This window comes from Gottfriedia sp. NPDC057991 (assembly GCF_042886615.1).
In the GTDB taxonomy this organism is placed as follows: Bacteria; Bacillota; Bacilli; order Bacillales; family Bacillaceae_G; genus Gottfriedia.
Map to the genome: position 1 here is coordinate 206,844 of NZ_JBHVQN010000003.1, position 16,681 is coordinate 223,524.

At 33.6% G+C, this 16,681-nt stretch carries 16 protein-coding genes; 1 reads left to right on the forward strand and 15 read right to left on the reverse strand.

Going from position 1 to position 16,681, the window contains the following annotated elements; genetic code table 11:
• The first annotated feature begins 825 nt into the window (after positions 1-825).
• Positions 826-1,419, forward strand: coding sequence for an ATP-dependent Clp endopeptidase proteolytic subunit ClpP (gene clpP / locus ACFVR2_RS12430; protein ID WP_335410037.1), 594 nt, complete (start codon positions 826-828; stop codon positions 1,417-1,419).
• An 83-nt stretch (positions 1,420-1,502) separates the two neighbouring features.
• Here clpP and ACFVR2_RS12435 read toward each other — a convergent pair whose 3' ends face one another.
• From ACFVR2_RS12435 to uvrA, 15 genes are all read right to left on the reverse strand, one after another.
• The gene (locus ACFVR2_RS12435) at positions 1,503-1,760 is read right to left on the reverse strand and encodes an HPr family phosphocarrier protein (protein WP_387362078.1); all 258 of its coding nucleotides are present in this window, start codon (positions 1,758-1,760) and stop codon (positions 1,503-1,505) included.
• A gap of 21 nt (positions 1,761-1,781) precedes the next feature.
• The gene (gene whiA, locus ACFVR2_RS12440) at positions 1,782-2,732 is read right to left on the reverse strand and encodes a DNA-binding protein WhiA (protein WP_098428527.1); all 951 of its coding nucleotides are present in this window, start codon (positions 2,730-2,732) and stop codon (positions 1,782-1,784) included.
• 38 nt (positions 2,733-2,770) lie between these two features.
• The gene (locus ACFVR2_RS12445) at positions 2,771-3,739 is read right to left on the reverse strand and encodes a gluconeogenesis factor YvcK family protein (RefSeq protein WP_387362081.1); all 969 of its coding nucleotides are present in this window, start codon (positions 3,737-3,739) and stop codon (positions 2,771-2,773) included.
• Complete coding sequence (gene rapZ / locus ACFVR2_RS12450) at positions 3,739-4,623, reverse strand: RNase adapter RapZ (protein ID WP_387362083.1); 885 nt, start codon at positions 4,621-4,623, stop codon at positions 3,739-3,741. Before rapZ ends, ACFVR2_RS12445 begins: the two co-directional genes overlap by 1 nt.
• Positions 4,624-4,650: 27 nt before the next feature.
• Positions 4,651-5,109 carry an NUDIX hydrolase gene (locus tag ACFVR2_RS12455; protein ID WP_056469826.1) on the reverse strand — a complete coding sequence of 153 codons (459 nt, stop codon included), beginning with the start codon at positions 5,107-5,109 and terminating at the stop codon, positions 4,651-4,653.
• Positions 5,110-5,617: 508 nt separating this feature from the next.
• Entirely contained in the window at positions 5,618-6,565 is a 948-nt protein-coding gene (trxB, locus tag ACFVR2_RS12460) for a thioredoxin-disulfide reductase (RefSeq protein ID WP_387362086.1), read from the reverse strand.
• 228 nt (positions 6,566-6,793) lie between these two features.
• Positions 6,794-8,293: a tetratricopeptide repeat protein gene (locus tag ACFVR2_RS12465; protein ID WP_387362088.1), complete on the reverse strand. Its 1,500-nt coding sequence runs from the start codon at positions 8,291-8,293 to the stop codon at positions 6,794-6,796.
• A gap of 174 nt (positions 8,294-8,467) precedes the next feature.
• Entirely contained in the window at positions 8,468-8,968 is a 501-nt protein-coding gene (locus ACFVR2_RS12470) for an acyltransferase (protein ID WP_387362090.1), read from the reverse strand.
• Positions 8,965-9,612: a pyrophosphatase PpaX gene (gene ppaX, locus ACFVR2_RS12475; protein ID WP_387362092.1), complete on the reverse strand. Its 648-nt coding sequence runs from the start codon at positions 9,610-9,612 to the stop codon at positions 8,965-8,967. The genes ACFVR2_RS12470 and ppaX overlap by 4 nt, the downstream gene beginning before the upstream one ends.
• A 13-nt stretch (positions 9,613-9,625) precedes the next feature.
• Entirely contained in the window at positions 9,626-10,567 is a 942-nt protein-coding gene (locus ACFVR2_RS12480) for a nucleoside recognition domain-containing protein (protein WP_387362094.1), read from the reverse strand.
• 27 nt (positions 10,568-10,594) lie between these two features.
• Positions 10,595-11,407, reverse strand: coding sequence for a prolipoprotein diacylglyceryl transferase (lgt, locus tag ACFVR2_RS12485; protein WP_387362096.1), 813 nt, complete (start codon positions 11,405-11,407; stop codon positions 10,595-10,597).
• 21 nt (positions 11,408-11,428) lie between these two features.
• Entirely contained in the window at positions 11,429-12,370 is a 942-nt protein-coding gene (hprK, locus tag ACFVR2_RS12490; RefSeq protein ID WP_387362098.1) for an HPr(Ser) kinase/phosphatase, read from the reverse strand.
• Between the two features lie 237 nt (positions 12,371-12,607).
• Positions 12,608-12,982: a phage holin family protein gene (locus tag ACFVR2_RS12495; protein ID WP_387362100.1), complete on the reverse strand. Its 375-nt coding sequence runs from the start codon at positions 12,980-12,982 to the stop codon at positions 12,608-12,610.
• Positions 12,983-13,177, reverse strand: a complete 195-nt coding sequence (locus tag ACFVR2_RS12500) for a PspC domain-containing protein (protein ID WP_025568734.1) — start codon at positions 13,175-13,177, stop codon at positions 12,983-12,985.
• Positions 13,178-13,821: 644 nt separating this feature from the next.
• Positions 13,822-16,680 (reverse strand): excinuclease ABC subunit UvrA, encoded by a 2,859-nt coding sequence (gene uvrA, locus ACFVR2_RS12505; RefSeq protein WP_387362787.1) that lies wholly within the window; start codon positions 16,678-16,680, stop codon positions 13,822-13,824.
• Position 16,681 lies beyond the last annotated feature (1 nt).

The window sequence follows — 16,681 nt, forward strand, 5'->3', positions numbered from 1 at the left end:
TTGTCGCCCCAATCTCAGTAAGCTAATGCAAGGAGTGGCTCGATTGGTGCGCTGATGTTTCGCTATGTAGCTTATTCGTAGGATTATGAAAATCTTATGCTTTATTATATCGTTAGAATGTTCTGACCGCAATGATTTAGGTTTCTTTTTGAGTATGAAAAAGAAGAAGATGCACTTTGGAATGGTTTGTGTGTGTATTTTCTTCTATAAATTTTGATTTATACGTTTTTCTCTTTTGATTTGATGACTTGTTGGTACTAGTAAATGCATTGAAACTCATCATCCTCTAAATACAGGGGGCACCATGAGATTATATTTAATTCTAATAAACTTTATTAATTGTCTTTTCAGAGGTTAAAAAATTTATAACAAATTTTAGATTAGTAACTTCAAATGATTAGTTTATAAGTTCAAGTTTGATCTTAATTAATAAACTATTATTTTACGCTAAGTAAAGGATATTAAAGTAGCTTTTTATCGTAAACTTTTTACGTTGAAAAAGTTGATTGGAACGGAGGGGTGCTCGACTCCTTTTACGAAAATTTGGTAATTTAACAAGACTCTGTTTTTCAAACTAGAATATTCTCCAATCATTATGTTATTAATTTTTTAATATCAAAAGAAAAACTACATAAAGTTACGTTTAATAATAGGAAAAGTCGTTAATGATGTTGAAGTATTAGATAAATAGATATGTTATAAAAGGTCAATATTTTTTAGTTTAAATAATACATTAAATATAGCATCTCTTTTATTTGACCTTTTCTGACCTTAAAGGTATTATTGTATTAATCATTCATTTGTTTTAAACAAGGAGGAGAAAAAATGAATTTAATTCCTACAGTTATTGAACAAACAAGTCGTGGTGAGCGTGCGTATGATATATACTCTCGTCTATTAAAAGACCGCATCATCATGTTAGGTAGCGCAATCGATGATAACGTAGCTAACTCAATCGTTTCACAACTTTTATTTTTAGCAGCAGAAGATCCAGATAAGGATATTTCAATATACATAAATAGTCCAGGAGGAAGTATTACTGCTGGTATGGCTATCTATGATACGATGAACTTTATTAAGCCTCAAGTATCTACAATTTGTATTGGTATGGCGGCTTCAATGGGTGCTTTCTTATTATCTGCTGGGGAAAAAGGAAAGAGATATGCTCTTCCAAATGCAGAAGTTATGATTCACCAACCATTAGGTGGTGCTCAAGGTCAAGCTACTGAAATCGAAATTGCAGCTAAGCGAATCTTGTTCTTACGTGATAAATTAAACAAAATTCTTGCAGATCGTACTGGTCAACCATTAGATACGATCGAGCGCGATACAGAGCGTGATAACTTTATGACTGCAGACCGTGCATTAGAATACGGATTAATTGATAAAGTAATTTCTAATACTGCAGCTATTAAATAATATTAAAAAACTAGCCGTAATTTTTCGGCTAGTTTTTTTATAGAAAAAAAGTTGGACATCCAACTTGTGAATGTCCAATTACATCAAATTTCTTCTCCAATAAAGTCCATTACTGCTTCCATCGCTTCAACTTCATCGTCGCCAGTAACAGTAACGACTATTTCTTCTCCATGAGGTACAGCTAGACTCATAACACCCATAATACTCTTAACGTTAACTTGTTTGCCTTTGTAAGCTAATAATACTTCTGAACGAAATCTCGTAGCAACTTGAACAAATTGTGCTGCTGGACGAGCCTGTATTCCAGTTTCTAATAGTACTCTCCCTTTTTTCTCAATCATTTTTTTCTTCCCTCTTAACTTTTATTTTATTTTTATTGGTTCTCCGGCTCTTAATTTATCAGCTATTTCATCAATTTTACGTAGTCGATGATTGATTCCTGATTTACTAATCGCACCGCTAGATACCATTTCACCTAACTCTTTTAATGTTACATCCTCATACGCTACTCGAAGTTCTGCAATTTCACGTAGCTTTGGTGGTAATATATCTAAACCAACTGAGCTTTGGATATAACGTATATTTTCAATTTGCCTGAAGGCTGCACTGATCGTTTTATTTAAGTTCGCAGTTTCACAATTTACTAGACGATTAACACTGTTTCTCATATCTCTTACAATGCGGATATCTTCAAACCTTAATAAAGCTGAATGTGCACCAACAACGTTTAAAAACTCAGTAATTTTTTCTGCTTCCTTTAAGTACGTAATATAACCTTTACGTCTCTCCAGTGTTTTAGCATTTAATCCGAATTCATTCATTAGACGACAAATTTCTTCCGTATGCTCTTTATATAGTGAAAAAATTTCTAAATGATATGAAGATGTCTCTGGATTATTTACCGAACCACCAGCTAGAAAAGCACCTCTTAAATAGGAGCGTTTACAACATTTCTTCGCAATTAGCTCTTTCGCTATTTCATTTGTAAAGGTAAATCCTTCACCTGTTATATAAAGATCATTTAAAATATGTTTCGCTTCTTCTTTTATTCGAACAATATATACATTGTTCTTTTTAAGACGCATTTTTTTACGAACGAGCAATTCAACGCCCACATCATAAACACGTTTAATTAATACATATATTCTTCTAGCAATTGCTGCATTTTCAGTAACTACATCTACAATAAATTGGCGATTCGCAATTGATAATGAACCATTCATTCGAATTAAAGAGGATAGCTCAGATTTTGAACAACAATCTTTGATTTCAATCGTTGTTAATTCTTTTTTCGTTTCTGATGCAAAGGACATTTGAATCACCCCCTCCTTCTAGTTCTATATATTTTTCATTATTCTTTTATTTTTGTCGGGATTAGGTCACACAAGATTTCAGCTAATTTTACAGTATCATGCCTAATCACATTATCATCATATTTAACGATCGACTTATAAACTATTTCTAAATTTAAAGAGTTAAGCTCAGTTATATCTAGTTTTACTTGTTGAGCATGTTCTTCTTTATATAGTTCTAAAATATTTTTAGGCATTGTGCCCTCATTTACAATGATTGTATCGATAAAGCTTGAGTCTAAATGTTCGTATAGAGCCTTTACATGATCGCTAGCTGTATAATACAAAGTTTCACCGGCTTGAGTCATCACATTACATACATATACTTTTCTAGCTTTTGAATTTACAACAGCCTTCCCAATTTTAGTAACTAATAGATTAGGAAGGATACTCGTATATAAACTACCCGGTCCAATTACAATCAGGTCAGCACGATTAATTTCATCAAGTGCCTCTTTTAAAGGTTCAACATTTCCTGGTGCTAAAAATACTCTTTTAATCTTTTTACCAGAATAAGGAATTTTTGATTCACCTGAAACAATTGTGCCGTCTTCTAATTCAGCTTTTAATACGACACTTTGATTAGCTGCTGGTATAACTTTCCCTCTAACATTTAATACCCTTCTCATTTCAATGATTGCACGATAAAAATCACCTGTAATTGCAGTCATTGCACTTAGCATTAAATTACCAAGAGAATGTCCAGAAAGGTCTCCAGATGTAGCAAATCGATGCTGGAATAATTCTTCCAACATCGGTTCCACATCTGATAACGCGGCAAGTACATTTCGTACATCACCAGGCGGTGGAATTTTTAACTCGTCACGTAATCGTCCAGAGCTACCACCATCATCTGCGACTGTAACGATAGCGGTAATATCAACGGGATGTTTTTTCAACCCACGAACTAAAACAGATAGTCCCGTTCCGCCTCCAATTATTACTATTTTCGAACGTTGACTAACCATTACTTATGACTCCTTTTTTCAACGTCCCGATGACTAATATTCGTATCATATTGATCTTTAAAGTAGTTAGCTAAATACTCTGCTAAAGTAACAGAGCGATGCTGTCCACCCGTACATCCGATCGCAATGATTAGTTGTCGTTTACCTTCTCTTTTATATTGAGGTAACATAAAACTAATTAAATCAATTAATTTCAGCATAAATTCGGTTGTCTCATTAAATTTAAGAACGTAAGAGGAAACTTCTTCATCTAAGCCAGTTAAGGGACGCATTGATTCAATATAAAATGGGTTTGGTAAAAATCGTACGTCAAATACTAAATCCGCATCAATCGGTATTCCGTACTTAAAACCGAATGACTGAATATTTACTGAGAAACCTTCTTGTTCATTTTCTCTAAATTGTTCAATTATTTTTTCTCGTAATATTTTAGGTTTTAAATCTGAAGTATCATAAATTAATTGTGCACGCCCTTTTACCTCAGCTAAAAGAGTACGTTCCATCTCAATTCCTTTTAATGGAGATCCCGTTGGTGAAAGTGGATGTGAACGACGAGTTTCTTTGTAGCGAGTAACAAGTGCAGCGTTCGTTGCATCTAAAAATAAAATTTGAGGGATGATTGAAGGAGTAGACATTAATTGATCTAACGAATTCCCTAACTGATCAAAAAATTCTCTTCCTCGTAAATCCATAACAAGAGCAACTTTATCTGTTGTAATGTGATCCGGGTCCTTTAATAGCTCTACAAATTTTGGAAGTAAAGCAGGAGGAAGATTATCAACACAGAAATAACCGATATCTTCTAACGCTTGAACAACGACAGTCTTTCCAGCACCTGACATTCCAGTTATAATAACCATTTTCACATGTGATCTTGTAGGCATTTAACTCAACCCTTTCTATAATTTAGGTTAACTAGGATTTAAACGATATCTTAATAATTCAAAATCCGGTGTATATACAAAGGTACCATGTAAAATTTCTTTACCCTTTAGTAAATAATCAATAATGTGATAGTCCCCTGCTGCCATAGGAAGATTTTTCACTTCATCTATTGCATGCCAGCGAAGAATTCCTTCTTCACACTCATCTTGATTTTCACCGTCAAACTCGGTAGCCAAAAATGAAAACATCATCCATTCATTCACTACCTTAGCATCTTCTTCTATAATAATTGTAAAAACACCTTTTAATTTTGGGTTTTTTAAGTAAACACCTGTTTCTTCACGATATTCACGAACAACTGCTTCTCTAATGTTTTCACCTGGCTCCATCTTACCGCCGGGTGCAACCCACCAGTTTCTTCTAGGTTTTTGTAGCAAGAGGATATTATTTTCATTTACCAAAACACAATGTGTAACTCTTTGCATTTCTTATACCTCACTTACAATTTGGACTTGCAGTTGGTTGAAACTGCCCAATCTATATTATACCGTTAAACTAGTCAGACAACAACTTGTTAAGAATAGGAATTAGGGTAGAAAGGTCCTGGCTAAAGGAAAAGATTTTGTGGGTTAAAACTAGGGTTGAGGAACAAAATCGATCACTTTCGGAGACAAATAAAGAAAACTCACTGATTGGCAAGCTGAAGACTAAAGGCTTAGTTGCATTTATACTTAATTGCTAAACTTTGCAACTACGTTATGTCCTCCCTCGTCGCTACGAATTTATACTTTAATGCGCAAAAAAAGGGAACATGGACAAGCGCATATCCATGTTCCTATATATATTAGGGGGCTCTCTGGTTATTGTCTATATTACAGTAACTATATTTCAAGAGAGTTACACCCTAATTACATATAAGTTTCAGAATATTACAATTTCGTTCACAATTCTAAAACTTAATTTTATAAATCAGTTTATCGTTTTTAAATCAAATCAGTTAGTTTTAGATAATTCTTCTTTTAGTTCTTCGATATAATGTTGTACTGCTTGAGCAGCAATACTTCCGTCTCCAGTAGCTGTTACAACTTGACGTAAAGTTTTTTCACGAACATCACCAGCAGCAAAAATACCTGGTACTCTTGTTTCCATTACATCATTTGTTTCAATATATCCATTTTCATTTGTAATGCCTAAACTTAAGAATGGTTTTGTTAATGGAAGCATTCCAATATAGATAAATACTCCATCTGTTTTAAATTCAGATTCTTCACCATTTTTAGTATCAACAAGCGTTACGCTACTTACTTTACCATCAGTTCCGTTTACTTCTTTAATTGTTGAATTCCAAATAAATGAAATCTTTTCATTTGAAAATGCACGGTCTTGAAGAATTTTTTGAGCTCGTAATTGATCTCTACGGTGAACGATTGTAACTTTAGAAGCATATCGAGTTAAATATACGCCTTCTTCTACTGCTGAATCTCCGCCACCTATAACAACTAATTCTTTATCTTTAAAGAATGCTCCATCACAAACAGCACAGTATGATACACCACGTCCTCCAAGCTCTTGCTCACCTGGAACACCAATTTTTTTGTATTCTGCACCAGTTGAAATTATAATCGCACGTGTTTTGTATTCTTTTTTACCAGCAACTATTGTTTTATATTCTTTACCATCGATAATTTCTTTAATGTCTCCATAAGCGTATTCAGCACCAAATTTTTTCGCATGATCAAACATTTTATTTGATAAATCTGGACCTAGAATACTATCAAAACCTGGGTAGTTTTCAATTTCTTCAGTATTTGCCATCTGTCCACCTGGAATACCGCGTTCCATCATTAATGTAGAAAGATTTGCACGAGATGTATATACAGCTGCAGTCATCCCTGCAGGACCAGCTCCAATGATAATAACATCATAAATTTTTTCTTCCATTTCTTAATCACTCCTTGTACTTAAATGGCTAATTGCCCTACTTCATTAACTATCACTATCCTAATACGCGAAGACATAAAACAACAAATCATATGCTCATGATAAAGAAAACTCGTCGACTGGCGAGCCTTCTAGACGAAGCTACCACGTCGAGTACGAATCCTTGCCGCCAATTTATACTTCACCTTAATGTGAAATAAAGAAAGCTTGCATTAACACCATCTGGTATTAAAACAAGCTTCGAATGGCGCTAATGCCTTTATTTAATAAATAGGTAGAGATATTATAGTTTGCTGCAATTTTCTTTTGTGATACACGTTTTACTTCATTTTCAACAAGATAATGTGTTGCAGCTAATAAAACATCTTCATTTACAGGTAATTCTTTATATTTCAATGTAAGTTCACAAATAGCGAAAAACCATAATTGAAGATGATTACGTAGTATTATATAATCTTCTTCCCAAGTCGTCTGTACTTTCTTTGCTCCGTTAATCGCAATATTCAATGATGGATGAGGCTCTATATAACACATATTATTTAGAAGAACCTGTTCTAATTGTTCATCGAGACCAATATTTTCTAATGGATTTAAATCTTGAAGGATTGAACTAAATTTTTGTTCATAATAATATTCCTTCATAAAATAGATTAATCCCCATCTCTCACTATTCGAATTGGAGTATTTTGCTTGGTACTCTGTTTCAGCCATTAATTGTTCAATTTCATTCGATGAATGTTTTTTTTCAGCCCAAGGAGCCAATTCCTCATGATCATTAAATTCACTTGTCATTTCAAAATTCCATATACGCTCCGCCGTTTCAATTCTTCCAGATTGATAAGCTGCATCACAGAACATATAATAAAACTGTATTTCACGATCTGGTCGTTCCATATAAAGTAAATGAAATAACATATAAGCTTCTTCATACTTCTTGAATTGATAGAAAAGTACACCAAGCTTGTGGCGGTGCTCTTCAGAAATTGGAACAATATTTGATAAGCTTTCCAGATATTGCAGAGCAATTTCTTGTTCATTTAATATTCTTTTTAGCATAGTTAAATGAATTAAAGCTGATAAATTACCTGGATTTTGTTCTAAAACATATTGTAATACTCTTTCAGCTTCCTCAGGATTACCTAAATGAAGCTCTACTAAAGCTAGATTATTATAAGCTGGCCAAAATTCTTGATACTTATCAACAATACTAAGTAAAGTTGTTTTAGCTGATTTCCAATCATGATTTGCCAAATAGCTTGTAACTCGCTCTTGAAGCACTAATAAGTCATCATTAATACTTAAATCATCATCTTCTTCACTTTGAATAATATCTAAATAGTCTTCTAGTTCTTCTAATTGCTCTTCATCCGTACCAATTTCTAAATACTTTTGAGCATACAAATTGGCTTTTTGGAACAATCCTAATTCAAAAAATGCAAATGCTAATAAATAATATACATCCTCATTTGTTGGATATTTATCTAAAATATATTCTAAAATTGTAATTGTAGTTTGATATTGATGTAATGATAAAAGCTTTCTAGAAATATCTATAAGAACTGTTTGATTTTCTTCATTTTCAGCAGCTTTTTTTAAATAATAAATCGCTTGCTCAGAATCGTTACTATTATAAGCTTTCATCCCTTTTTCGTAGAAATAATCTTTCGGTAACGAGAACAAAACGACATTATGAAATTGATTTGTTTGATTCCCCAAATTTTCTGACATTCGATCCTCCAGTTTTTCAAGCTTATCACAGTATATCACATAAAAAGAGGAAATAGTCGCCGTCCAAATTATAAGAATTTTAAACGAACGTACAATTTCCACATTATCTAAATAAGTTGTCAAAGTATTATTTTAACCGAAACAAAAAATATTGAAAACCACTTTTTTAAGAGGTTAAATAGTAGTTTCAGATTGAGGTAATGAAATAATAACCATAGGATTACCTCCAACGAATGCACCTGCTGGAACATCCTTGTTGACGAGTGTTGCAGCTGAAACTTTCGCATCATCACCAATTGTGACACCCGGCAGGATTGTCGTATTTGCACCAACTAACACATTATTACCAATAATGACTTCTCCTAATCGATATTCATTAATTAAATATTCATGCGCCAAGATTGTTGTATTATAGCCGATAATCGAATTCCTACCAACTGAAATTAATTCAGGAAACATTAAATCAGGCGTTACTTTAAACGCAAAGGATGTATACTCTCCTACCTTCATTCCAATGAGATTCCTATACATCCAGTTTTTCAGTCTAAAGAAAGGGACATAACGAGCTATTTCAATGACAATGACATTTCGAAATGTTTTCCAAAATGAAACAGTCTTGTACACTTGCCAAAGTGAATTCTCCCCTTCAATTAGGTAGCGTTTCGTTTTCCTCAATTCTCATCAATTCCTAAAATTGGTAAGATATCGCTCATCTTCTCAAGCATAAAATCAGGTTTAAAAGTAGCTAAAAATTCTTTTCCTTTTAGTGACCAAGCAACACCTGCAGTTTTCGTTCCAGCATTTTGACCACCTTCAATATCATGGTAATTATCGCCCACCATTATACTCTCTTCAGGAATAGAATTTAATTTTTTTAAAGCTAATTGAATCGGTTCTGGATGTGGCTTTGCATTTTGCACGTCGTCAATTGTGATAACAGTATCAAAGAATTGCTTTAATCGACTAAAACTTAAGCCCATTTCAACAACGTTTCGTGCCTTTGTTGTTACAATCCCAATTTTATAGCCTAATTTGTGTAAAGTTTCAATTGTTTCATAAACCGTTTCATACTCCTCAACAAACTCATCATGCATCTCCATATTAAAACGGCGATATTCCGAGATCAGCTCTTCAACTCTTTCTTCATCTACCGTAGAGAAAGATTCAGTTAAAGTAGGGCCCATAAATGGTATAACATGTTCACGTTTATATTGTTCAGGATAATATTTATTCAAAGTATGCAAGAATGAAGCAATAATTAATTCATTTGTATTGATTAAAGTACCATCTAAATCAAATAGGATCGTATTTATTTTCATAAGAATTTCCTTTCTATTTCACTTCAGCTTTTAAACTTGATTCAGTTTTCTTACCTACTCTACCTACGATTCTTGCAACTATACAAGTAACAACTAACGCGACAAAAAATCGAATTAAAAATAAGTATAAGACTGGAATCCCTAAAGGAATAAAGAGAAGTGTATCTTCTACTACCGCATGACAAGCTACTAAAAATAAGAAAACGAGATATAAATCACGTTTCGAAACACCATCTTCTTTAACGGCTTGAATCATAACACCTGCTCCAAAAGCTAATCCAAAAAACAATCCCGCAGCTAATGTAACTCCAGCTTTTGCTTCAACACCAATTAATTTAGTAAACGGAGACAATGCTTTTGTTATATAATTCATCCACCCAAAATCTTTTGCAATTTGAATAACTAGCATTAATGGAAAAACAATTTTAATAAGGTTTAAAATCCCCATTAATGACGAAATGATAGCAGTATAAACGATATCCCATCCTGTCTGGTTAGCGCTTTCTGCAACTGCAATGCCTTTATGAACAATTTCTGTTCCACCTGACCAAAAGAAATGGATACAAATAGCAGATAAAATTGCAAAACCTATCCTTACTAAAACAACAAAAGATGCTCGAACCCCTACAGCAGTAGCTACTGTCGTTTCAACAAATAGATTATGAGAAAAACTTAACATAACTGCAAGGATCAATGCCTCCTTAACAGTTAAATCCATCGGAAGCATTGCTCCAAGAGCTGCATATAGATTTAAAACATTTCCTAAAACTAATACTAATGCTGCATCTCCCTTTAAACCAATAAAACTCATTAATGGTTCAAGAATATGAACAAACCAGTCCATTAGAGCAGTTTCTTTAATAATCGTTAAAATGAAAGAAATAGGGAAAATTATTTTCCCTATTTTCCAAGAAGTTTGAAAACCAACTAGTAACCCTCTCTTTAAAGTTTCCAACGTGCTCCCCACTCCTGTTTTACAAACTTATGCGTCTAAATAACGCTCATTCGATAACCCCTTAACTCTACGATAAATAAGAATAATAATAGATAATACGATAATTACGACTGAAATAAATTGAGCCATTCTAATTGTACTTGTTAACATTAAACTATCTGTTCTTAATCCTTCAATAAAGTAACGACCAATTGAATACCAAATTAAATAAGTTAAAAACATTTCACCACGTCTAAGATTCACTCTTCTTAAAATTAGTAAGAAAATAATCCCTAATAAACTCCATAATGATTCATATAAAAACGTTGGATGATAATACGTTCCATCAATATACATTTGATTAATAATCCAAGTAGGTAAATGAAGACTTTCTAAAAATGATCTAGTTACTGGTCCACCATGAGCCTCTTGGTTCATGAAGTTCCCCCAACGTCCAAGCATTTGGCCTACTAAAATACTTGGTGCTGCTATATCTGCAAGCTTCCAAAATGAAATGCCTCTTTTCTTTGCAAAGAAGTAACTAGCAATAAATGCTCCAATTAAACCACCATGAATAGCTAATCCACCATGCCAAATTGCTGGTATTTCACTAACATGCTTAGAATAGTAGTTCCATTCAAAGAGCACATAATAAATTCTAGCCCCTATAATTGCTGAAGGTAGAGCTACTAAAATTAGATCTAAAAATGTATCATCAGGTATTCCACGTCGTTTACTTTCACGAATTGCCAACCATAAACCTAACACAACACCTAATCCAATCAATACCCCATACCACTTTATTGAAAGTGGACCTAAGTGTAAAAATACTTTATCTAATGGCTGAATATTTGACTCCATTTCAATTTCCCCACTTTTTCATTAAATTAAATCACTAACATTATTACCGCCTTGAATTACTTTCTCTAAACGATCTGCAAATTGCTGCGCTGCATTTACACCCATATTTTTCAAACGGAAATTCATCGCTGCTACTTCAATAATAACAGCTAAATTTCGACCTGGTCGAACAGGCAATGTAATTTTCGAAATATCTGTATCTAATATTCTAAGTTTTTCATCGTCTAAGCCAACTCGGTCGTAAACCTTTTGGGAGTCCCAAGTCTCTAAATCAATGTTCAACGTAATACGCTTGTAATTACGCACAGATCCTGCTCCGAAAAGAGTCATTACATTGATAATTCCTAATCCACGAATTTCTAATAAATGCTCAATCAATTCTGGCGATGAACCAATTAGCGTATCCTCATCAGTTTGACGAATCTCTACTGAATCATCTGCTACTAATCGATGACCACGTTTTACTAACTCTAGAGCTGTTTCACTTTTACCTACTCCACTTTTTCCAGTAATTAATACACCGACACCGTAAATATCAACTAGTACACCGTGTAACGCTGTAGTTGGGGCAAGTTTAGCCTCTAAATAACTCGTAAGTCTACTATACGCTTTAGTTGTCTTACTGTTTGATAGTAAAATAGGTACGCCAGTTTCTTCACCCGCTTCGATTAATTCGGATGGAATTTCTAAACCTCGTGTCACGATGATACAAGGCGTATCATCTGCACAAAGCTTTCTTAATCGATCGTGTTTTTCTTCGTCAGTTAAGCTATGATAAAAAGTTAATTCTGTTTTCCCTAATATTTGTACTCGATCAGATGGATAGTATGTAAAAAAACCTGCAACCTCTATACCTGGACGAGATAAATCAGTCGTGTTAATCGAACGATTCAAACCCGCACTTCCACTAATGACCTCTAATTTAAAATACTCAACTAAATTCTTTGTACGTAATTTAGCCATACAAGCCTCCTAAGGATTAATAATTATGTATTATCTCTCATATTGTACCATTTTTAAACTTTGTGGGAAAATGTCGACAAGTCACTAACTACGCTAAAATGATTAAAAATCATTAATCTAAAAGTGAATTTATCTAAAGACTGAACAATCAGTTTTAGCATTATAGCAACGATAATCAGTTTAAAAAACAAAAAAAGAGACTCTCAAAAGTACTATAACTTAAGAGACTCCTCTTTTTTACCGATGACTATGCTTTTTTTTGTCCTTTGATCCAAATACAAAATATTGAATTAACATACTGAATGTGCTAATTAGAATCGATGCGATAATAGCAGTTCCAAAACCATTTACTCGTAGGGCATCTCCTAATAAATAATCAGTAATTTCTAGCGTAAATGCATTAATAATAAACAGGAATAATCCCATTGTAAAAATGGTTACAGGTAAAGTTATTAAAATTAAGATTGGGCGAATAATTGTATTTAAGATCGATAACACCAACGCAGCAATTATGGCCGTTGGAACATTTTTTACATAAAAATCTGGTTGCAGAAATCCTGCTACTACAATAAAAACTAAGCTATTAATAGCTAATGAAAATAACCATCTCATTTATTTCACGTCACCTTCTTCTGGAACAACAAATATCCAAATTAAATACACAAATAGAAGTGCTCCAAATCCTACGAAGAATAATATAACAAACAGTAAACGGATTAATGTACTGTCCAAATTAAAATACTTACCTAATCCACCACATACACCCGCAAGCATAGAATCTTTAGAAGATCGATATAGTTTTTTCAAAAAAAAATCTCCTCTCTATCGATGCGCCCTCATATTTTTTAACATTACTAATTTTTCTTTTTCATTATTTATTCTATGTTAAAACATTAAAGAAATGTGGACTACTTTTCAAGTAAAAGGAACTATGAATAACATTAAGTCCTTAAAACAAACACAACGAATAAGGGGTTGCCTCATTTTCTTACGCTGTTAAAAAAATCTTGTCAATAAATACTATTCAAATATCCTTTACTTAGAGTTGCATAATAGCTTGTTAATCAGTTGTAGGTCAAATAAAATCGAACATCAACGTTTTATAATCATCATTTGATTTGTTTTCTAAAAAATAGCTTATAAATATTTTTAACTTCACAAGAATAAACAATTAATAGAGTTTGTTCGTAAAATTAAATTGCTCAAACTTATTCACACCTATAATCAACTCATCCAAAAAATGATAATATTATCATCATTAATGATCACTTAATATGCGTTTTCCTATTGACTCAACAATCTGACAAAGAAAAAGAAGAATAGTTGATTTCCGTTCCAGGATGCTCGCTATCCAGCTAATTCAGCTGGAGTTGAGCACCCTTTTCGTTCCAATCAACTACTCTATCACATCAATATTTCAATAATTATACACTTATAAAAAGAGTCTTCTTTTAAGACTCCATCAATGCCATTCGTTTTTCCATTCTTGCTTTGTCACGTTCTAATACAACTTTTAAATACTTACCTGTATGAGACGCTTCGACTTTACATAGTTTCTCTGGTGTACCGGTTGCTACGATAGTACCACCTTTGTCTCCACCTTCTGGTCCTAGATCGATTAGATGGTCGGCTGCTTTAATGACATCTAAGTTATGTTCAATTACAAGTACAGTATCTCCATTATCTACTAGTCTTTGTAAAACAACTAATAATCGTGCAATATCATCAACATGAAGCCCCGTAGTAGGTTCATCTAATATATATAAAGTTCTTCCATTCGTACGTTTATGAAGTTCAGAAGCTAGTTTTACACGCTGTGCTTCTCCGCCAGATAAAGTCGTAGCAGGTTGACCTAATGTAATATAACCTAAACCTACATCATTTAACGTTTGAAGTTTACGTTTAATCTTTGGAATATTTTCAAAGAATGAAACTGCATACTCAACTGTCATATCTAAAACTTCAGATATCGATTTATCTTTATACTTTACTTCTAACGTTTCTCGATTATATCGTTTACCATGACAAACCTCACATGGTACGTATACATCAGGTAAGAAATGCATCTCTATTTTAATAATTCCATCGCCTCGACATGCTTCACATCTACCGCCTTTAACGTTGAAGCTAAAACGGCCTTTCTTATAACCGCGAACCTTTGACTCATTCGTAGCAGCATATACATCTCGAATATCATCAAATACACCAGTATAAGTAGCCGGATTTGAACGAGGAGTACGACCAATTGGTGATTGATCAATATCAATAACCTTCTCCAATTGTTCAATGCCTTTAATTTCTTTATGCTCCCCTGGACGTACTTTCGAACCATTTAATTTTTGAGCTAATGATTTATATAAAATCTCATTAATTAATGTACTTTTCCCTGATCCTGAAACACCCGTTACTGCAACGAACGTACCTAATGGGAATGAAGTTGATATATTTTTTAAATTATTTTCTTTTGCTCCAACAATTTTAATTTCACGTCCATCGCCTTTTCTACGCTCAAGCGGTACAGGGATAAACTTCTCACCCGATAAGTACTTCCCTGTTAATGAATTTTGATCATTCATTACTTCATTTGGAGTTCCTTGTGAAATGACCTGTCCACCGTGAATACCAGCTCCCGGTCCGATATCAATCAAATAATCTGCTGCTAGCATCGTATCTTCATCATGTTCTACAACAATTAAAGTATTTCCGATGTCTCTCATATTTAACAATGTTGAGATTAAACGATCATTATCACGTTGGTGTAATCCAATTGATGGCTCATCCAAAATATATAATACTCCAGTTAATCTCGAACCAATTTGAGTCGCCAAACGAATTCGTTGAGCTTCTCCACCAGATAATGTACCTGCAGCTCGGTTCAATGTTAAATAATCTAAACCTACATTTACTAAAAAGCCTAAACGCTCTCTAATTTCTCGAAGGATTAGATTTGCAATTTTTTCTTGTTTTGGCGTTAAATCAAGCGATCCAAAGAAATCAAACGCTTCTTTAACCGACATTTTTGTTACTTCACCAACATGCAAGCCACCAATAAATACTGCAAGAGCCTCTTTTCTTAGACGATGCCCTTTACAAGTTGGACAATGCTGTTGCGCCATGTACTTTTCCATTTGCTCACGAATAAAATCTGAAGATGTTTCTTTAAAACGTCTTTCTACATTCGAAATAACACCTTCAAATTCAATCATTGCTTCTCGTACATGACCTTGCTCGTTATCGTATTTAAAATAGATTTGTTCACCATTACTACCATAAAGAATTTTATCTTGTAGATCTTTTGGTATGTCTTTAAATGGAATATTCATATCGATTCCGTAATGATTACAAACACTCTCTAGTAATTGCGGATAATACATTGAGCTAATTGATTCCCACGGTGCTATAGCATTTTCTTTAAGTGTTAATTCATCATTTGGGATCACTAAGTTTATATCCACTTCTAATTTCGTTCCTAATCCATCACATGAATGACAAGCTCCAAACGGGCTGTTAAACGAAAACATGCGCGGTTCTAATTCCCCAATTGAGAAACCACATAAAGGACATGCATGATGTTCACTAAAAAGTAATTCTTCTTCACCCATTACATCAATGATTACTCGACCTTCTCCTAGTTTTAATGCTGTTTCAAGAGAATCAGCTAGTCGAGATGCTACACCATCTTTTACAACAATTCGGTCAATTACAACTTCGATCGAATGCTTCTTATTTTTCTCTAATTCTATTTCATCAGATACATCAAATAGCTCCCCATCAACACGAACACGAACGAACCCTTGTTTTTTAATTTCTTCAAATACTTTTACATGTGTCCCTTTACGACCAGATACCACAGGAGCCAGTACTTGAATTTTCGTTCGTTCAGGATATTCCATTACACGATCTACCATTTGTTCAACTGTTTGAGAAGTAATTTCAATACCGTGATTTGGACAAATCGGCGTTCCAATTCGAGCATACAGAAGTCTTAAATAGTCGTAAATCTCTGTTACAGTACCAACTGTCGAACGAGGATTTCGGCTAGTCGTTTTTTGATCAATTGAAATCGCAGGTGAAAGTCCTTCAATTGAATCAACATCGGGTTTATCCATTTGACCTAAAAATTGACGTGCATACGCAGATAAAGATTCTACATATCTGCGTTGACCTTCTGCATAAATCGTATCAAATGCTAGAGATGACTTACCTGATCCCGATAAACCGGTCACAACCACTAATTGATTACGAGGGATCGTTACATCGATATTTTTTAAGTTATGCGCTCTGGCCCCTTTAATAATTATTTCATTCATA

Bases quoted from the DNA above. Each gene is read 5' to 3' on its own strand.
- ppaX (WP_387362092.1), bottom strand. From the start codon at position 9,612: ATGAAAATAAATACGATCCTATTTGATTTAGATGGTACTTTAATCAAT.
- clpP (WP_335410037.1), top strand. From the start codon at position 826: ATGAATTTAATTCCTACAGTTATTGAACAAACAAGTCGTGGTGAGCGT.
- ACFVR2_RS12455 (WP_056469826.1), bottom strand. From the start codon at position 5,109: ATGCAAAGAGTTACACATTGTGTTTTGGTAAATGAAAATAATATCCTC.
- whiA (WP_098428527.1), bottom strand. From the start codon at position 2,732: ATGTCCTTTGCATCAGAAACGAAAAAAGAATTAACAACGATTGAAATC.
- lgt (WP_387362096.1), bottom strand. From the start codon at position 11,407: ATGGAGTCAAATATTCAGCCATTAGATAAAGTATTTTTACACTTAGGT.
- ACFVR2_RS12445 (WP_387362081.1), bottom strand. From the start codon at position 3,739: ATGGTTAGTCAACGTTCGAAAATAGTAATAATTGGAGGCGGAACGGGA.
- uvrA (WP_387362787.1), bottom strand. From the start codon at position 16,680: ATGAATGAAATAATTATTAAAGGGGCCAGAGCGCATAACTTAAAAAAT.
- trxB (WP_387362086.1), bottom strand. From the start codon at position 6,565: ATGGAAGAAAAAATTTATGATGTTATTATCATTGGAGCTGGTCCTGCA.
- rapZ (WP_387362083.1), bottom strand. From the start codon at position 4,623: ATGCCTACAAGATCACATGTGAAAATGGTTATTATAACTGGAATGTCA.
- ACFVR2_RS12465 (WP_387362088.1), bottom strand. From the start codon at position 8,293: ATGTCAGAAAATTTGGGGAATCAAACAAATCAATTTCATAATGTCGTT.
- hprK (WP_387362098.1), bottom strand. From the start codon at position 12,370: ATGGCTAAATTACGTACAAAGAATTTAGTTGAGTATTTTAAATTAGAG.
- ACFVR2_RS12495 (WP_387362100.1), bottom strand. From the start codon at position 12,982: ATGAGATGGTTATTTTCATTAGCTATTAATAGCTTAGTTTTTATTGTA.
- ACFVR2_RS12435 (WP_387362078.1), bottom strand. From the start codon at position 1,760: ATGATTGAGAAAAAAGGGAGAGTACTATTAGAAACTGGAATACAGGCT.